The following is a 16,755-nucleotide window of genomic DNA, read 5'->3' as shown; positions in this document are numbered from 1 at the left end:
CTATTAGATACATTCTTAATTCGTGGCGTTTTGTTGCCGGGGTTAATTGTATTTTTTGAAAAGGATAAAGCAGTGAGTAAGAATAAGTAAAAAGAACCGATATAACCTAAAAAGCATGGTGATTAGCAATTTAATCATCATGCTTTTTAGCTTCTGAATATTATCCGTGATATTTCAAAGTCGTAATAATTGGAATTAAATTATCAGTTTAATAGGGGAGAACAGATAAACACCCGATCTGATAAAATAGACGGAGATATTCCGCCTAATTATAAAATGACATTGAAAATAGCTAAAATAGACGGAGATATTCCGCTTATTGACTCAAAAAACATGAAAATGAGGGGTTTTTCTTGGCATAAGCGGAAAATCTCCTCTTATTTTTCTTGAAATGAGCTCCATTCTGAATATAAGCGGAAAAACTCCGCTTATTTTGCTTCCGCTGATCACTTTATTAAGGATAAGGACACTTCCATTAGATGCATCTATTTTATGTTTAAAAATCTGCCATTCCTATCAAATTTAACGAAGTATTAACAACCGTTTTAGTATATAAACTAGCAGCATGAGAATGTTCATTTTCACTCTGCTATTCGTCATGCTATTTGAGCTATTTTTTTACCTTTTGCACTCCAAAAGAGAACCCGTTAAATATAAAACTAAAGGGCTCCATCTTTTGATATTCAAAAATAACAAGGTGAGATAATTCATAATAGCGTATCTATATAAGGCATTTTCTATAAACAAGCCTGTTTTCATAAGGTTGTTGTTTTTCGTATGATAACGATCTGATTCGGAACTGATATTGCTTAGATGGACCACTGGTGTCCGAATAAGCCACTAATTCGGACTCGACTACTCTCGAATGAGACAATCTATCTAAAGTTCTCCTTAAGAAGTGTATAAATTAGTACAGAGAGCAACAAAGTTTACGAAAATAAACAATAAACAATACCCACCCTTCTAGTCCTGTTGTTTTGCAATCGGTTTACTATTTTTTAACCATCTATTATTTTGATAGAAGTACCACAACCAAATGGCTCTAAATAAATTATCCAATCCAATGGCTATCCAAACTCCTGAAATCCCCCAATTGAAGTGGACCCCTAGGATATAGACACCGAGTGTTCGTATTACCCATATTCCAATAGTAGTGGTGTACATAGGGAATTTGGTATTTTCCGCGGCTTGATAGACTCCTGTTAAAATAAGGACAACTGCTAAAACTGGTTGTATAAAGGCATCAATTTGAAGAGCGGTTTTAATTTGTTGAACAACCGTTACATTTTCTGTGAAAAAATGGGCAGCCCATCCCCCAAATATAAATAATAAGATTCCAAAGAATGTCATGAAAATAATACCTGAAAGAATAGAGAGATTAGCATATCTTTTGGCTCCATCTAAGTCATTTGCGCCTAATTTTTGACTGACTAAGGTTGTTGCAGCTGTCGCAAATCCATAACCAATCATGTAAGAAAACACTTCAATATTTCCTGCAATTTGATGTGCAGCAAATGTATTGGTACCAAGAGCTATAATGATCCCGAAATAGAGAACCTGACCAATCCTCATTACTAATCTCTCACCAGCTGCAGGAGTCCCTAAAGTAATGATATTCCATTGAATTTCTTTTTTGAATTTCCAATAAAGGGGGTTCAAGGCGACCTTTTTATCTCTTATTAAATAAAATGAAAGTCCAATAACACCTATCAATCTTGCTATTACTGTTGCGTAAGCGGCTCCTTCCAGTCCAAGTGCGGGAATCATGAAAAAACCAAAAATGAAGATATAGTCCAAACCGATATGAATTAGATTGATATAAATGCTAATTTTCATGGGGGTTGTAGTATCGCCGTTTCCCCGTAAGATACTACCTAAGACAAACATTAATGAAATGAAAATGGAAGGGGTGGCTACAATTTGAAAGTAGGAGATGGCTGGTTCTAATACGTTTTTTTCAACTCCCATTAATCGTAAAAGAGGTTCAGCAAAAAAATAGGAGATGAAGCCAAATAATAAACCAATAATCGTCGCAAGAAGGATGGACTGATGGCTGATTTCTTTTGCTTTCTCTTTATTTCCTGCTCCTAAATGTTTTGCTACTAAAACATTGGCAGAGATTCCAATGGACATAAAAATAGCAAAGTAAACGGCTAAGATGGCATTCGTTACACCAACAGCTGATACTTCAATTAATCCTAGTTTTGAAACAAATAACGTATCAACAAAACCAAGAATGGTCTGAAAGAAGTTTTCAATCACTGCTGGCATTGCTAAGAGGAAGATTGTTTTTAAGATTTGGAGATTCGACTCTTTAGAATGGATGGTTTCCATTTGGGTTGTCACCTCTTATCTGATAAATTGATCAATCGCTACGTTTAATTTCTTTATTACAGTCTCATCTCCTTTCTTTAGGGCCTCGCTGACACAGCCTTCAAGGTGGTCTTTTAATATTAATTTTCCACAACTATCAAGTGCAGAGCGGATGGCTGCTATTTGGATCAATAAATCGCCACAGTCTCTTTCATTAGAAGCCATGTCCTTTACAGATCTAACATGTCCTTCTATTTTGGCTAAGCGATTGACAATGTTCTTACGCTGTTTATGATGGTCCTTCATGAAATCTCCTCCGATGTTCTAACCCCCCCAGGGGGTTAGAATTCTAGTATTTATACTATTCTCATAATAAGGGCTTAATACCTCTTTTTATTTAAGTATTTAGGGAGAAGAAATACTCTGTAGGAACTTTCAAACAAAAAAAGGTTCTTTTCCCCATGATAAAACATGGGGAAAAGAACCCTTATTCAACAATCATGATCCCTGTCATTCCATTATCCTTATGACCAGGAATGGTACAATAATATTCGAAAGTCCCGATTTTCAGAGGCGTGAAAATCATTTCTGATTTTTTATTTGGAGAGGCATGGAGATGAAAGTCAGCCTCCTGTGTTAGATGTCCCTCATGCTGTTCACCTGTTTCTATCGTAACCGGAAAGTATTTAATTTCGATGTCATGCTCAACGGAATCGTGGTTTGTAAGAGTGAGTCGCACTTGCTGTCCTTTTTTTAATATAACTTTTTTAGGGTCATATGAAAAATTGGAAGGATGTACTTTGATAGACATATCTTTGAATGTATTTTCCTCTGATAAACTAGGATTCTCGTGATTTGAATGCCCATTCTCATCAGCTGGGCTGTGGTCGTGTTTTTCCTCCTTAGCTGAATCGGACGTAAACTCCTTTTGCTTATCGAGTTGGTTTCCTAGAAGTAAATAGAAAGATACTAATAGAAAAGTTAAGAGCGGCTTTACTAGCCAAAAGTTGTTTTTCTTAGTCGTGTCATCTTTCAGAGGTTCATGCAAGATGGGAAATAACAACAAGGAACAAACCGTTAAAGTAAGAAAAATATTAATCATCGTGTGAGCTTGGTCCTGAGTAATCATTTCCCCAAGCATGGCTCCCATCATACCACCCATTAAACCTGACATGAATCCATCAAGTGTAGGAAGTACTCCAAAGATTAAGCCGCATGCTGTACCTGCTATAATACCAGCAAGAATCGAGAGAATGGTTGAATAGTATAAGCTACCTTGATAGATGGAACCAAATAAAAGTCCAGCAGTTAAACCTACATTCATTCCGATAGCCATTGAAACGATCATACTAGCCATTTTACTTAATTGTGTTCTTAGCTGAATGGCCTTGAAGACACTAATTAGTGTTACCAATGAGAGAGTAGCTAACACAAAATAATCGAACAAACTCATTGTTCTGTTCCCCCTTTTTTAACTATCATTTATGCCCTTAATAGACAAGCTATGAAACTTATTCCGAATTTAATACCGTTTTTAAATGCAAAAATAGTCGAAATGTTTTTAAAAAATTCTAAATATTTTGTATTTACAATTTAACCAGTCCATACTAGTATTAATCTTAATTACTCCTAGATACGATAGTGGGGTATTGTAAGTTAAAAATGAAAAGGGAGGTCTTTTTGATGTCAAAAGGACAAAGAATTTTATTTTTAGGTGTGTATGGCATGGAAGTGGTTGAATGCGGAGGAGCTTTAGCAAAAAATGTTCAAAATGGGGGCGAATCATTCGCAACGATTATGTTATGCCGCGAGACAAGTCAACCGCAGGTGCAAAAGGCGGCAGAGGTCCTTGGCGTAAACGTTACATTCCTCAACTTTCAGTACGGTACAGTAGATTTAAGTGTCGAGTCAAAATTGAAATTGATTAAAGTGATTCGCGAAGTAAAGCCAGACATTATTATTACCCAAGACCCTGAACATTCCTTTCATGATTTAGACCCGGACCGCAGGCCAGCCATGACGCTGTTACTTGAATCTATCGCTCTTTCAAGCAGAGATTTTGCACTTGAAGAAACACCTGGATTAAACCCACATCCAATTCCAACGATCTATTACATGACACCTCATCATCCTAATACAGTTGTAGATATTACAGCGGTATGGGAGAAAAAAGAAAAAGCGATGGATATGTTAGAGAGCCAAATGGAATTTAGTGGTATGCATTTTGATGAAATGTTGGATCCAAAAGCGGCTGAAATCTTATGTCCAGGGTTTTCAAAACTAGCAAACAACCATGAAAAGGGAAGAGCAATGCATAAAATTCTAGACAAAGCCGTACATGTTTACCACGGTCTACCATCTCACGGACACTTCGCCCTTGCGGAAGCCTATAGACGAGAAGGAAATTATCATCTCCAGGAACTAATTGTTTAAAAAATAATGCTGTTGAAAATGGGGGGTTCTAATGAAAAAGGTTATTATTAGTAGCTGGTTAATACTTGCTCTCATTTTTTCTAGTTTTACTGTAGTTAGTGCAGAACCATCTGTTCAAACGCTAAAAGTGGGGATTTCAAAAGATGAAAATGGTTTGAATCCATATACGTATGTGACAGGGTATCCTGGATTAGATTTAGTGAATTTGTTATACGATAATTTATTTCATTTAGACAAAGATAATAAACCAGAGCCTTGGTTAGTAAAAGAATATCAAATTAGCTATGATGTTTTAACGTATGAATTTAAAACCCATGAAAATGTGAAATGGCATGATGGTAAACCACTTACATCGGAGGATGTAAAGTTCACGATTGATTATTTTAATCAACACCCTAAATCCCGTTTTACGAATCCGCTTAAAACGATTGCCTCAACAACTGTGAAAGATGAAACAAACCTAACATTGGTTCTATCCAAAGCAGACCCTAACTTCATGTTACAACCTCTTGCAGACTTACCAATTTTACCGAAACATATTTGGTCCAACGTTACGAATCCTGACGATGAAACTAATGCACTTGGAAGCGGACCTTATATGATGGTAGAGCATAAATCGGGACAATATTACACGATGAAAGCAAATTCTGATTATTTTAAAGGTGAACCCCCAATTGGAGAACTAATCTTTCCAATCATTGAAGATACAACAGCTATGTTTAATGCCCTACAGGCTGGAGAAATCGATGCCATCTCTACGAGTATTTCGCCAGAGTTAGTGAACCAGTTTGAGTCAAACCCTAGCCTAAAAGTAGCTAGAGGACCTGGCTATAGCACTACTTTATTCCAAATTAATGCAGAAAAATATCCAATGACGGAAGCTTCTTTCCGCCAAGCTATTGATCATGCTATTGATAAACAAAATTTAGTAGATACGATTTTACTAGGGTTTGCCGAAGTAGGCAGCCCAGGGTTCATTCATCCATCCTCTTCTTACCATAATAACGAATTAAATCCTGTGTTTGATCCTGAAAAGGCTAAACAAATTTTGGACGAAGCAGGCTTTTTAGATACTAATGGTGATGGATTTAGAGAAGATCAGGAAGGAAAGAAGATTGATTTAACAACACTGGTCTATTCCAATAATCCGATTCGAATTCGTACGGCTGAATTAGTTTCTGAAGCTTTGAATCAGGTGGGTATTAAGAATACGGTTAAAGCGATGGATGCCACAACGGTAGATTCATTAATGTGGCCAGATTTTGATGTTAGTAAAGGTAGAGACTTTGATTTAGGTGTTTGGAGCTGGTCTAATACGATGCAGCTATTTCCAGATCGAATGGTGGAATTATTTCACTCCGATCCTGCTGTGGGATCCGTTAATATTGGTGGATATAAGAACGCAGAATTTGATCAACTAGGAGAAAAATTAAAAAATACGTATGACGAAACAGAGAGAACAAATCTTATCAAAGAAATGCAAGCATTTGTTGCGGGGGAAGCCCCGATTGTTCCTCTTTATTATCAAGAAATCGTGAATGCCTACAACCCTGAAAAGTATGATGGTTTTGTGTTCCAAGTAGGAAAAGGAATCATCAACAAACTATCCTTTGTCGGTGGCGAAAAGCCGGAAGAACCTGTTGTAAATGACGAAACCGATGAAGAGGAAAAAGCAACTGACAAAGATACGAAAACCAATACAGATACCGCATCGAAAAATAACAGTGGTATCTATTGGATCGGTGGAATTGCCCTACTTGTGATTGTTGGATACTTCTTACTAAGAAGGAAGAAGGAAAAGGACAATAATCAGGACGATTTTGATTTTTAAAAGGATTCCTTCCCGTAAAAGAATTTTTTTTACGGGAAATTTTTTCATATAAAGCAAGGGGGGAGAACGGTGGGCAAGTTTTTAGCGAGTAAGTTTTTGCAATATGTGATTGTGATCTTCCTCATGTTAACATTGAACTTTCTATTACCAAGACTAATGCCTGGAAATCCTCTTATATTTCTGGCAGGGGAAGATGTAGGGTTTATGTCTAGTGCCGAGAAAGAAGCCATATTAGAGAAGCACGGACTAAATCAATCGATATGGCAACAATATGGAACGTATATCAAACATATTTTCACAGGTGATTTCGGTTATTCTTATCAACAAAAGCGACCGATTACAGACTTATTAATGGAGCGTCTACCATGGACTCTTCTATTAACAGGTCTTGGATTAGTCATTTCTACAGTCATTGGGGTACTATTTGGCACTATTTCTGCTTGGCGAAGAGGGACAAAGACAGACGCAAATTTATTAACGATGTTTATGTTCTTAAGTGCGATGCCGTCTTTCTGGGTAGGCATGATTTTAGTATCCATATTTGCTGCACAATTAGGATGGTTCCCTGTATTTGGTGCTGAAGCAGCGTGGTCTAATTTTAAAGGAGTCGATCGATTCATAGATATCGTAGAGCATCTAGTGTTACCCCTAACGACATTAGTCCTCATTTCTGTTACGAGTACCTTTATGATTATGAGATACTCCATGTTAAATGTACTTGGAGAAGACTACATTATGATGGCAAAAGCAAAGGGCGTAAAGGAAAAAGTGATTAAATATAAGCATGCGATGAGAAATGCTTTATTGCCAGTTGCAACGGTATTTATGCTAAGTCTAGGGTTTACACTTGGTGGGGCAACTGTAATTGAAACGGTGTTTGCTTATCCAGGAGTGGGAAGATTGATGTTTGAATCCGTCCTTAGCCGTGATTATCCACTTATACAAGCTACATTTCTTATCATTACATTTAGTGTCGTGATTGCTAATTTCTTAGCCGATTTACTTTATCCTCTTTTGGATCCAAAGGTAGGTAAATAATAATGGAAAAACAAAAATGGAAACGATATTGGAACGTGATTTCCTCCAATAATTTGGGACTATTGGGAATTAGCCTGTTGGTGATTTTCTTATTAATTGCCTTACTTGCCCCACTACTAGCCCCGTTTGATCCAACGGCAAGGGTTGGTGCACCATTTAGCAAACCAAACGGTGATTTTTTATTAGGAACGAATGATATTGGTCAGGATATTTTGAGTGAACTTCTATATGGTACACGCGTATCTCTCTTAATTGGAATTCTCGCCGCGTTAATCTCGATTATCCTAGGTTGTTTAGTGGGAATCGTATCGGGCTACTATGGTGGAAAAGTAGATTCATTTCTTATGAGATTGGTAGACTTAGTGCTGGTTATACCATTTCTCCCATTAATGATCTTATTGGCAGCTTTTATTGGTCCTAGCTTTTGGAACATTATTTTGGTTATCAGCTTATTGTCCTGGGCATCTCCAGCGAGGGTCATTCGATCTCAAGTATTAACCCTGAAAACCAAGGGCTATGTGGAAGCAGCAAGATCAATCGGCACCAGTATTAAAGTCATCTTGTTCCGGCACATATTACCTGGGGTTATCCCGATCGCATTATCCCAATTCGTCATGGCCGCAAGTCATTCGATTTTAATTGAAGCATCATTAAGCTTTTTAGGACTGGGGGATCCCTTTACCAAAAGCTGGGGAACTATTCTATACTACGCACAAGCAAGAGGGGCTTTTTTAACGGATGCTTGGATTTGGTGGGTTCTTCCTCCAGGATTATTGATTACCACGCTCGTTATTGGCTTTGCCTTTACTGGCTATTCCCTAGAAGAAATATTGAATCCTAGACTGCGAAAGGAGCGATAACCATGAGTACCGTACTTTCTATCGAAAATCTTTCCACCTTTTTTAAGACGGATAAAGGTATCGTGAGGGCAGTTGAAGATGTTACATTTTCCCTAGAAGAAGGAGAGATGCTTGGTCTCATCGGTGAGTCGGGTTGCGGAAAAACAACTGTGGCTCAATCCATTTTAAGGTTAATTGAATATCCAGGAAAAGTGGTCTCAGGAAAAGTAATTTTGAACGGAAAAGATCTTCTAAAAGCGACGGACGATGAACTTTACTCCTTACGGTGGAAGGAAATCTCCGTCATTCCTCAAAGTGCCATGAATGCGTTAAATCCTGTCTACACAGTCGGTGACCAAATTATTGAAGCTATTTTACTTCATGAAAAGGTCTCTAAATCCGAAGCAGTTAAACGGACGAAGACATTATTAGAGTTAGTCGGAATCGATGGGGAGCGACAGAAAAGTTTTCCTCATGAATTTAGTGGGGGAATGAAACAACGTGTAGCCATTGCCATGGCGCTAGCATGCAATCCTAAACTAGTTATTTCGGATGAGTCAACGACTGGCCTCGATGTTTTAACCCAAGCACAAGTCATTGCCTTAATAAAAAATTTACAAAAAAAGATGAATCTTTCCGTGATTCTCATATCGCATGATTTGCCGATGGTCACTGCTATTTGTGAAAAAATTGCCATTATGTACGCTGGAAAATTGGTAGAGTGGGCTACAACAGAAGAAATTTTAAACAATCCTAAACATCCGTATTCCAAGGCATTACTAAATGCTACACCAAACCTCTCTGATCCAGATCGAGAAGTTGTATCCATACCAGGGAGTGTTCCAAACCTTGTCAATATTCCTAAGTGTTGTCGATTCCATACTCGATGTCCGTATGCATTTGATCGATGTCTAAACGAATCACCTGAACTTAGGGAAGTTACTCCAGGACATTATACAGCCTGTTTTTTGGAGGGAGATAAAAATGGATAATTCAGTTTTACTAAAAGTGAACCAGCTAAAGAAGACCTTTATTAAAAAATCAGGGACTGTTTTTAACCGTAAGAAAACCGAGGTTTATGCTGTTAATAATGTCAATTTTGAAATTAAAAAAGGTGAAATATTAGGAATCATTGGAGAAAGTGGTTGTGGAAAAACAACGACTGCTAGAATGGTGATGCGCTTGATGGAAGAATCAAGTGGGGAAATCTTGTTTGAAGGTAACAACCTTTGTACAATAAAGAATGCGGAAACCAATCGCCTTAGAAAGAATATGCAAATGATCTTTCAAGATCCTTATGATACGCTTAACCCTGGTATGAGGATTGTTGATATTTTAATGGAACCATTGAATGCACATGAAAAGAACTTGCCTTCTAACGAGAAACTCAAAAGAGTTATAGAAGCGATTGAATCAATTGAATTAAAACCAGCGGAAGATTATCTATATCGCTATCCTCATCAACTAAGTGGAGGACAAAGGCAAAGGATTGCTATTGCAAGGGCAGTCATTTTGAAGCCCTCATTTATTGCTGCCGATGAACCTACCTCCATGCTTGATGTGTCAGTTCGGGCAGGAATCTTAAATCTTTTACTTGATTTAAGAAAAAAAATGGGTTTAACGATGTTGTTCATCACACATGATCTATCCACTGCAAGCTATATGTGTGATAGAATTGCGGTCATGTACCAAGGACGAATCGTTGAAATAGGACCTACCAAAAAAATTATTCAATCACCATCCCACCCGTATACAATCGCTCTAGTATCAGTTGTAAAAGATCTCAATTATTTTATTGAAAACCGAGAAAAGTTAATATTAGATGGGGAAGTAGATTCAACAAGAAAAGACACAGGTTGCACTTTTGTGACAAGATGCCCCCATCAGGAAAAGGTTTGTCATAGTAAAGCTCCAGAAATAGAAGCTCTCGGTAATGGTCATGCTGTAGCGTGTCATTGCCATTCTAACTGGTTAGAGAAAACATCCTAGAATAGGGAGAAATAGAATGGAAAATCAACAAAAGAAAATAAAGATAGCCGTTAATGGTGGGATAAAATTTGGTTCCAAATTATCAGCCAAGCAACTTGTCACCATGGCAAAGTATTTAGATGACGAACAAGAAATTGAAGTTACGACCTTTCAACAATTATATATGGAAGTTCCAGAAGAAAAGAAAGATGAAGTCATTAGAGAATTTGAATCAGTAGGACTACATTGTTATCCAGTAGGGAATTTTGTTAAGAGTTTGCGCACCTGTAATTTTTGCAAAGGGGCAGAGGAAGAAGGAATGCCAGTAGCGATTGAATTAAATAAGAGAATTGCTGGTATTCCTGTTCCCTTTACATTAAAGCCGGCTTATACAGGCTGTCCAGTAGGATGCGGAGAGCCCTTATTAAACGATATTGGGATTATAAAAATGAAGGAACATTTCAATTTGTATGTAGGTGGGAAATCGAAGGGGAAAGATGCTGAAGTCGGATTTTTACTTTTAGATCATCTAACTCCTGAAGAATTGTATATAAAGGTAGAAAAAATAATTCAGTTGTACAGTGAACAAGGAAAAAAACGAGAGGCCTTTCATAAATTTATTAAAAGAATGGGAACAGACTATATCTTAGAACAATTAAAATGATAAAATTTACAAAAAGTTCACAAATAAAGTAAATTTACTCCTTTACATACTATAGGGGGGTATAATATAATCTGAATTAAGGAGGGTAACAATGACGATAGAAATAGAAAACGATGAATTATTAACCGAAGAGGGCTGTTGTTCGGTTACAAGTGACAGAAAAAGTCATCATTCAGATAAAGTAAAGAAAAATCTCGTTACCCGATTAAACCGAATAGAAGGACAGATTCGAGGGATTAAAGGATTAATTGAACGTGACATCTATTGTGATGATGTGATTACACAAATCTCAGCAACTCAATCTGCATTAAATAGCGTAGCAAGATTGCTTCTTGAGGGCCATTTAAAAAGCTGTGTGGTTGAGAGAATACAAGAAGGTGACATGGAAGTTTTAGATGAAGTCCTAGTAACAATTCAACGATTAATGAAAAAATAAGGAGTCGATAAAAATGGAAAAAGTAACATTAAATGTATCAGGTATGTCATGTGGTCATTGTGTGAAAGCAGTGGAAGGAAGCGTTGGAGAATTGAAAGGTGTATCCAATGTGAAAGTACATCTTGAAAATGGAACAGTTGATGTCGAGTTCGACTCTTCTGAATTAACTCTTGATGTGATTAAAGAAACGATTGATGATCAAGGCTATGATGTAAATTAATAGTAAGGAAGATTAGACCGTGCTAAGACAATAGCACGCTCTCTTTTTCAAAAAAATATACCCTATACAGGTATAAGGAGAATAGAAATGAGTGAAAAAGTCCAAGAAAGTCAATTTCAAATTACTGGGATGACCTGTGCAGCATGTGCAATACGAATTGAAAAAGGGCTCAAAAAGATGGAGGGGGTCGAGGAAGCAAACGTCAATCTTGCTCTCGAAAAAGCTACCATTAAATATGATGCGGCCACCATGAATCCTTCTGCTATTCAGAAAAAAATTCAAGACCTCGGCTATGATGTAGTAACCAACAAGATAGAATTGGATATAACAGGCATGACCTGTGCTGCATGTTCCACTAGAATCGAAAAAGGGCTCAATAAAATGGATGGAGTGCTGATGGCAAATGTTAACCTCGCTCTTGAAAAGGCGACGGTCGAATATAACCCATCCTTACTTGCGCCAAAAGATATGATTCAAAAGGTTGATAAATTGGGTTATGGTGCTAGTGTAAAAAATGATGAAAATGCTCAAGAGACAATGGATCAACGGACAAGAGAAGTCGAGATTCAACAAGGAAAGTTTATCTTTTCAATCATTTTATCCCTACCACTTCTATGGGCAATGGCTGGTCACTTTAGTTTTACTTCCTTTTTATATGTACCAGATGCGTTCATGAATCCCTGGGTACAATTAGCACTAGCAACGCCAGTTCAATTTTATATTGGAAAACAGTTCTATGTGGGAGCGTATAAAGCCCTTCGAAACAAAAGTGCCAATATGGACGTATTAGTGGCATTAGGTACGTCGGCAGCCTATTTTTATAGTGTGTATTTATCGCTACAAACACTTGGAAATGGTGCACATGCTGTCGGGCTTTATTTTGAAACAAGTGCGATTCTTATTACCTTAATCATCTTAGGTAAACTATTTGAAGCAAAAGCAAAAGGTCGATCTTCAGAAGCCATCAAAAAATTAATGGGCTTACAGGCGAAAACGGCAAAAGTTCTGCGTGATGGAGAAGAGCTTGAAGTTCCTTTAGAGGACGTAGTAACAGGGGATATCCTATTAGTAAAACCAGGGGAGAAAATACCTGTCGATGGTGAAATAGTAGAAGGTCGTTCTGCTTTAGATGAATCCATGATTACGGGTGAAAGTGTTCCTGTAGATAAAACAATAGGTGATAAAGTCATTGGAGCTACCATAAATAAAAATGGGTTTATCAAAATCAAAGCTACAAAAGTGGGGAAAGACACGGCATTGGCCCAAATAATCAAAGTTGTGGAAGAAGCTCAAGGTTCTAAAGCACCGATACAACGATTAGCTGATAACATTTCGGGGATATTTGTTCCGATTGTCGTTGGTATTGCGATTGTGACTTTCCTAGTCTGGTATTTTGGTGTAGAGCCAGGCAACTTTGCGGAAGCACTCGAAAAAATGATTGCTGTTCTTGTAATTGCCTGCCCGTGTGCCCTTGGGTTAGCGACACCCACCTCCATTATGGCTGGGTCTGGGCGTGCAGCTGAATATGGGATATTGTTCAAAGGTGGCGAGCACCTTGAAATGACCCATCGGATCAACACTGTGATCTTAGATAAAACAGGTACCATCACAAACGGAGCACCCGTTTTAACGGATGTCATCACAGAAATGGATGAAGGGGAATTTTTATCGCTTGTAGGGTCCGCTGAAAAACAATCGGAGCATCCACTTGCACAGGCGATTGTTGAAGGAATAAAAGAAAAAAATATTCAGCTGAGGGATGTGTCAGAATTTGAAGCCATCCCAGGATATGGTATCAAATCGATAATTGAAGGAAAAGAAATCCTCGTAGGGACTAGGCGTTTAATGAAACAATATAACGTCGAGATGAACGATGTGTTAGAGCAAATGGAAACGCTTGAGAAACAAGGAAAAACAGCGATGTTAACGGCAATTGATGGAACTTTTGCTGGAATTATCGCGGTGGCTGATACGATTAAAGAAACCTCTGCGGGTGCGATTAAACGCTTACGAGACATGGGGCTTGAAGTGATTATGATTACAGGTGATAATCAACAAACTGCCCAGGCAATTGCAAAGCAAGCTGGTGTCGATCAGGTGATTGCAGAGGTTTTACCAGAAGGAAAAGCGGAAGAAGTGAAAAAGCTTCAACAACAAGGTAAAAAAGTAGCGATGGTCGGGGATGGAATTAATGATGCACCTGCCTTAGCGATTGCGGATATTGGTATGGCGATTGGAACCGGAACGGATGTAGCGATGGAAGCGGCAGATATTACTTTAATCCGTGGAGATCTAAATAGTATTGCCGATGCTATATTTATGAGTAAGAAAACCATCCGTAATATTAGGCAAAATTTGTTCTGGGCATTTGCTTATAATACGCTTGGAATTCCCATTGCTGCGATTGGTTTATTAGCACCATGGCTTGCAGGAGCTGCAATGGCCTTTAGCTCAGTGTCAGTTGTTCTAAATGCTCTTCGTTTGCAAAGAGTTAAACTATAGAGGGGAAGAATAAAATGAAAAAATGGGCAATCTCTGCTGTAGTATATCTCCTAGTTGTCACAGGTGGCTATTATACTTATGCCTCGTTTACTGGTGCTGAACCTGAAAAGGCTAATCATGCAACAATGGATGAACAGCATAATACAGAATCCGAACATATGGATAATAGCAAAGAAGAAGAGCATGGTGACAGTCATACGGAGCATGAAGAAACTTCAGGAAACAGTGAAGAGGGAAATCACGAAAATAGTCACTCAGAACATGAAGTTACAGCTGGAAGTAGTGAAGTGTTACCCGTGATTACCGAAGAAAATGGGGATATTGTCATTACGTTAAAAGATCAAAACGGTGATGCTGTTTCTAATTTAGAAGTTAATCATGAGAAACTCATGCATTTAATCGTTGTCAGTACTGATTTAGGTGTGTATAAACATCTTCATCCTGTTTCAAATCAACCTGGTATATTTAAATTAAAGCATGGATTAGAGGATGGGGAATATAAACTATTTGTAGATGTCAAACCGAAAGATCTTTCTTATGAGGTTCAGCCTATTGAGTTGATGATTGGAAATTCTAGTGAAGGACATCATCATGGCGCATTATCACTCGATAAAGAGCTAATGAAACAAGTCGACAATCATAAGGTAACGCTTGAGCCTACATCATTGAGTGCTAATGAGGAAATTCAACTGAATTTTGATTTGCATGGTGAAACACCAGAGCAATATTTAGGAGCTTTAGGTCATGTGGTCATTCTCGATGAAAAGGCGCAAAATTACATCCATGTACACCCACTTGAAGGAAAAGAGCCCGTATTTCAAACCAAATTTTCGAAGCCAGGAATCTATAAAATTTGGTCAGAATTCCAATTTGATGGAGAAGTATTTGTTTTTCCGTATGTGGTAGAAATTAAATAGGTATGAAAGAAGTCGGGGGCCAAATGGTTATACAATTGATAGAACATGGTTCCCCAGCCTAACCACCATTATGAAATGCGACCAAAGCGGTCGCATTTTTTTTTACTAGTAAAGTATTAATCGGATAGTTAATATGTACATTTGTTGACAATCGGAAAAATGCATACTTTCTCGACATATATTTGTTAGATTAACCTACATAGACAGTGAGATTAAATATGAGGTGAGGATAATGAAAAAATTAACGATCGTTTCCGTATTATCATTAGGTGTCATATTATCTGCTTGTAGTGGAAATGGAGGGGAAGAAACTCTTTCCTCTGTAAAAAGCGGTAAAAAAATTGAAGATATCCATGGAATGGCAATATCAGACGATAGTACCACTTATGTGGCGACACACGAAGGCTTATTTTCCACACAAGATATTGGAGATACATGGAACAAGGTAGGTACGTTTGAAGCGGATCTAATGGGGTTCCATTTAAAATCAGATGGAACAATGATTACAAGTGGTCATCCAGGAGCTAAGACTGATTTACCGAATCCAATGGGTTTTTTGACTAGCAAAGATAAGGGGTATAATTGGGAAGCAGTCGAATTTGTAGGAAAAATTGACTTTCATTTATTCACTTCATCTCAAGCTAATCCAGATATCATCTATGGAATTAACCAAATGGGAACAGGGAAATATGGTGCAGGTCTGTATACAAGCACTGATGGCGGTAAAAAGTGGGAGAAAATAGAGCCAACTGGGATGCCAGAAGATTTACATCAAGTATACTCCTTAATGGTTATGCCGCATGATGATTCGAAACTGCTGGCAGGGACAGAAAATGGGGTTTTGATCTCTGAGGATGGAGGAAAATCGTTTAGTCCCTATGATAATAGTAGACTAATTACCGCTATGAATGTTATGCCAAATGGAACAGACATTATTGGATACTCGATTTCCAATGATGGTGCGGGCGTCATGATTAGTAAAGACCATGGTCAAACATGGAGTAACATGGGTCTCGATCTAGGGGAAGATGCAGCATCCGTCATTTCAGTCAATCCTAAAAATGCTAATCATATCGCAGTTACTACCTTCGGGACTTCCATGCATGTATCGGAAGATGGAGGCCAAACGTGGGAACAAATTATTACATCTGGCACATTAAAGTAATCGGTTAATAAAATATAAATTTTTAAAATTAATAGATATCTAGTCAAGAAGAAGAGGCCGCATTTCTATTTGAAATGCGGCTATCTTTATATAATCTGTTAAACACAGTTGTTGGTATTCATGTAAAAAAGCAGGATGAAGCCTTCAAGTGGTTCCTAATAAAGCTTTCAATAGGATCATAAAAGTTCCTAGTAAGTTACCACTTTCTCGCCTTTTTGCAAGTGGCACGGTGACTATTGGAAGCTAATCGTGCCCGAACCCAGCCAAAAAGAGAGAAAACGGTAACGAATAGCAGCTAATCGTGCCCGAACCCAGCCGGTGTAAATTATTTTGTGTAAATGATTAAATTAATTATTGAAAGACTATACTTTAAACAATGTGCTCTTACCTACTAGGGGGATAGGGCAATGCTGGGGAGCAACCCGAGCA

General features: G+C 37.9%; 15 protein-coding genes. 12 read left to right on the top strand and 3 right to left on the bottom strand.

What is annotated here, in order from left to right; translation table 11 throughout:
- Positions 1-963: 963 nt before the first annotated feature.
- The 3 genes from LRP83_RS22505 to LRP83_RS22495 all read right to left on the bottom strand — a co-directional run bounded on the left by LRP83_RS22505 (position 964) and on the right by LRP83_RS22495 (position 3,766).
- Positions 964-2,334 carry an MATE family efflux transporter gene (locus LRP83_RS22505; protein WP_230499076.1) on the bottom strand — a complete coding sequence of 457 codons (1,371 nt, stop codon included), beginning with the start codon at positions 2,332-2,334 and terminating at the stop codon, positions 964-966.
- A 15-nt stretch (positions 2,335-2,349) separates the two neighbouring features.
- Complete coding sequence (locus LRP83_RS22500; protein WP_230499075.1) at positions 2,350-2,619, bottom strand: metal-sensing transcriptional repressor; 270 nt, start codon at positions 2,617-2,619, stop codon at positions 2,350-2,352.
- A gap of 181 nt (positions 2,620-2,800) precedes the next feature.
- On the bottom strand, positions 2,801-3,766 hold the full coding sequence (locus LRP83_RS22495) for a cupredoxin domain-containing protein (protein ID WP_230499074.1): 966 nt from the start codon (positions 3,764-3,766) through the stop codon (positions 2,801-2,803).
- Between the two features lie 230 nt (positions 3,767-3,996).
- Here LRP83_RS22495 and LRP83_RS22490 point away from each other — a divergent pair, with 230 nt between their 5' ends.
- From LRP83_RS22490 to LRP83_RS22435, 12 genes are all read left to right on the top strand, one after another.
- Positions 3,997-4,746, top strand: coding sequence for a PIG-L deacetylase family protein (locus tag LRP83_RS22490; protein WP_230499073.1), 750 nt, complete (start codon positions 3,997-3,999; stop codon positions 4,744-4,746).
- A 31-nt stretch (positions 4,747-4,777) separates the two neighbouring features.
- Positions 4,778-6,577, top strand: a complete 1,800-nt coding sequence (locus LRP83_RS22485; protein ID WP_230499072.1) for an ABC transporter substrate-binding protein — start codon at positions 4,778-4,780, stop codon at positions 6,575-6,577.
- A gap of 69 nt (positions 6,578-6,646) precedes the next feature.
- Positions 6,647-7,615 carry an ABC transporter permease gene (locus tag LRP83_RS22480; protein ID WP_230499071.1) on the top strand — a complete coding sequence of 323 codons (969 nt, stop codon included), beginning with the start codon at positions 6,647-6,649 and terminating at the stop codon, positions 7,613-7,615.
- Positions 7,616-7,617: 2 nt separating this feature from the next.
- Positions 7,618-8,475: an ABC transporter permease gene (locus LRP83_RS22475; protein ID WP_230499070.1), complete on the top strand. Its 858-nt coding sequence runs from the start codon at positions 7,618-7,620 to the stop codon at positions 8,473-8,475.
- A 2-nt stretch (positions 8,476-8,477) separates the two neighbouring features.
- Positions 8,478-9,446: an ABC transporter ATP-binding protein gene (locus LRP83_RS22470; RefSeq protein ID WP_230499069.1), complete on the top strand. Its 969-nt coding sequence runs from the start codon at positions 8,478-8,480 to the stop codon at positions 9,444-9,446.
- Positions 9,439-10,443: an ABC transporter ATP-binding protein gene (locus LRP83_RS22465; RefSeq protein WP_230499068.1), complete on the top strand. Its 1,005-nt coding sequence runs from the start codon at positions 9,439-9,441 to the stop codon at positions 10,441-10,443. The genes LRP83_RS22470 and LRP83_RS22465 overlap by 8 nt, the downstream gene beginning before the upstream one ends.
- A 16-nt stretch (positions 10,444-10,459) precedes the next feature.
- A complete protein-coding gene (locus LRP83_RS22460; RefSeq protein WP_230499067.1) occupies positions 10,460-11,086 on the top strand; it encodes an NAD(P)/FAD-dependent oxidoreductase in 627 nt (208 codons plus the stop codon).
- A 91-nt stretch (positions 11,087-11,177) separates the two neighbouring features.
- Positions 11,178-11,522, top strand: a complete 345-nt coding sequence (locus LRP83_RS22455) for a metal-sensitive transcriptional regulator (protein ID WP_230499066.1) — start codon at positions 11,178-11,180, stop codon at positions 11,520-11,522.
- Between the two features lie 13 nt (positions 11,523-11,535).
- Positions 11,536-11,742, top strand: coding sequence for a copper chaperone CopZ (gene copZ / locus LRP83_RS22450; protein ID WP_230499065.1), 207 nt, complete (start codon positions 11,536-11,538; stop codon positions 11,740-11,742).
- An 87-nt stretch (positions 11,743-11,829) separates the two neighbouring features.
- Positions 11,830-14,244 (top strand): heavy metal translocating P-type ATPase, encoded by a 2,415-nt coding sequence (locus tag LRP83_RS22445; RefSeq protein ID WP_230499064.1) that lies wholly within the window; start codon positions 11,830-11,832, stop codon positions 14,242-14,244.
- Between the two features lie 14 nt (positions 14,245-14,258).
- On the top strand, positions 14,259-15,161 hold the full coding sequence (locus tag LRP83_RS22440; RefSeq protein WP_230499063.1) for a DUF8832 domain-containing protein: 903 nt from the start codon (positions 14,259-14,261) through the stop codon (positions 15,159-15,161).
- Between the two features lie 232 nt (positions 15,162-15,393).
- Positions 15,394-16,326 (top strand): F510_1955 family glycosylhydrolase, encoded by a 933-nt coding sequence (locus tag LRP83_RS22435; protein WP_230499062.1) that lies wholly within the window; start codon positions 15,394-15,396, stop codon positions 16,324-16,326.
- Positions 16,327-16,755 lie beyond the last annotated feature (429 nt).

Source organism: Pseudoneobacillus rhizosphaerae (genome assembly GCF_917563885.1).
In the GTDB taxonomy this organism is placed as follows: Bacteria; Bacillota; Bacilli; order Bacillales; family Cytobacillaceae; genus Pseudoneobacillus; species Pseudoneobacillus rhizosphaerae.
This window is presented reverse-complemented; position numbering and strand designations above follow the sequence as displayed.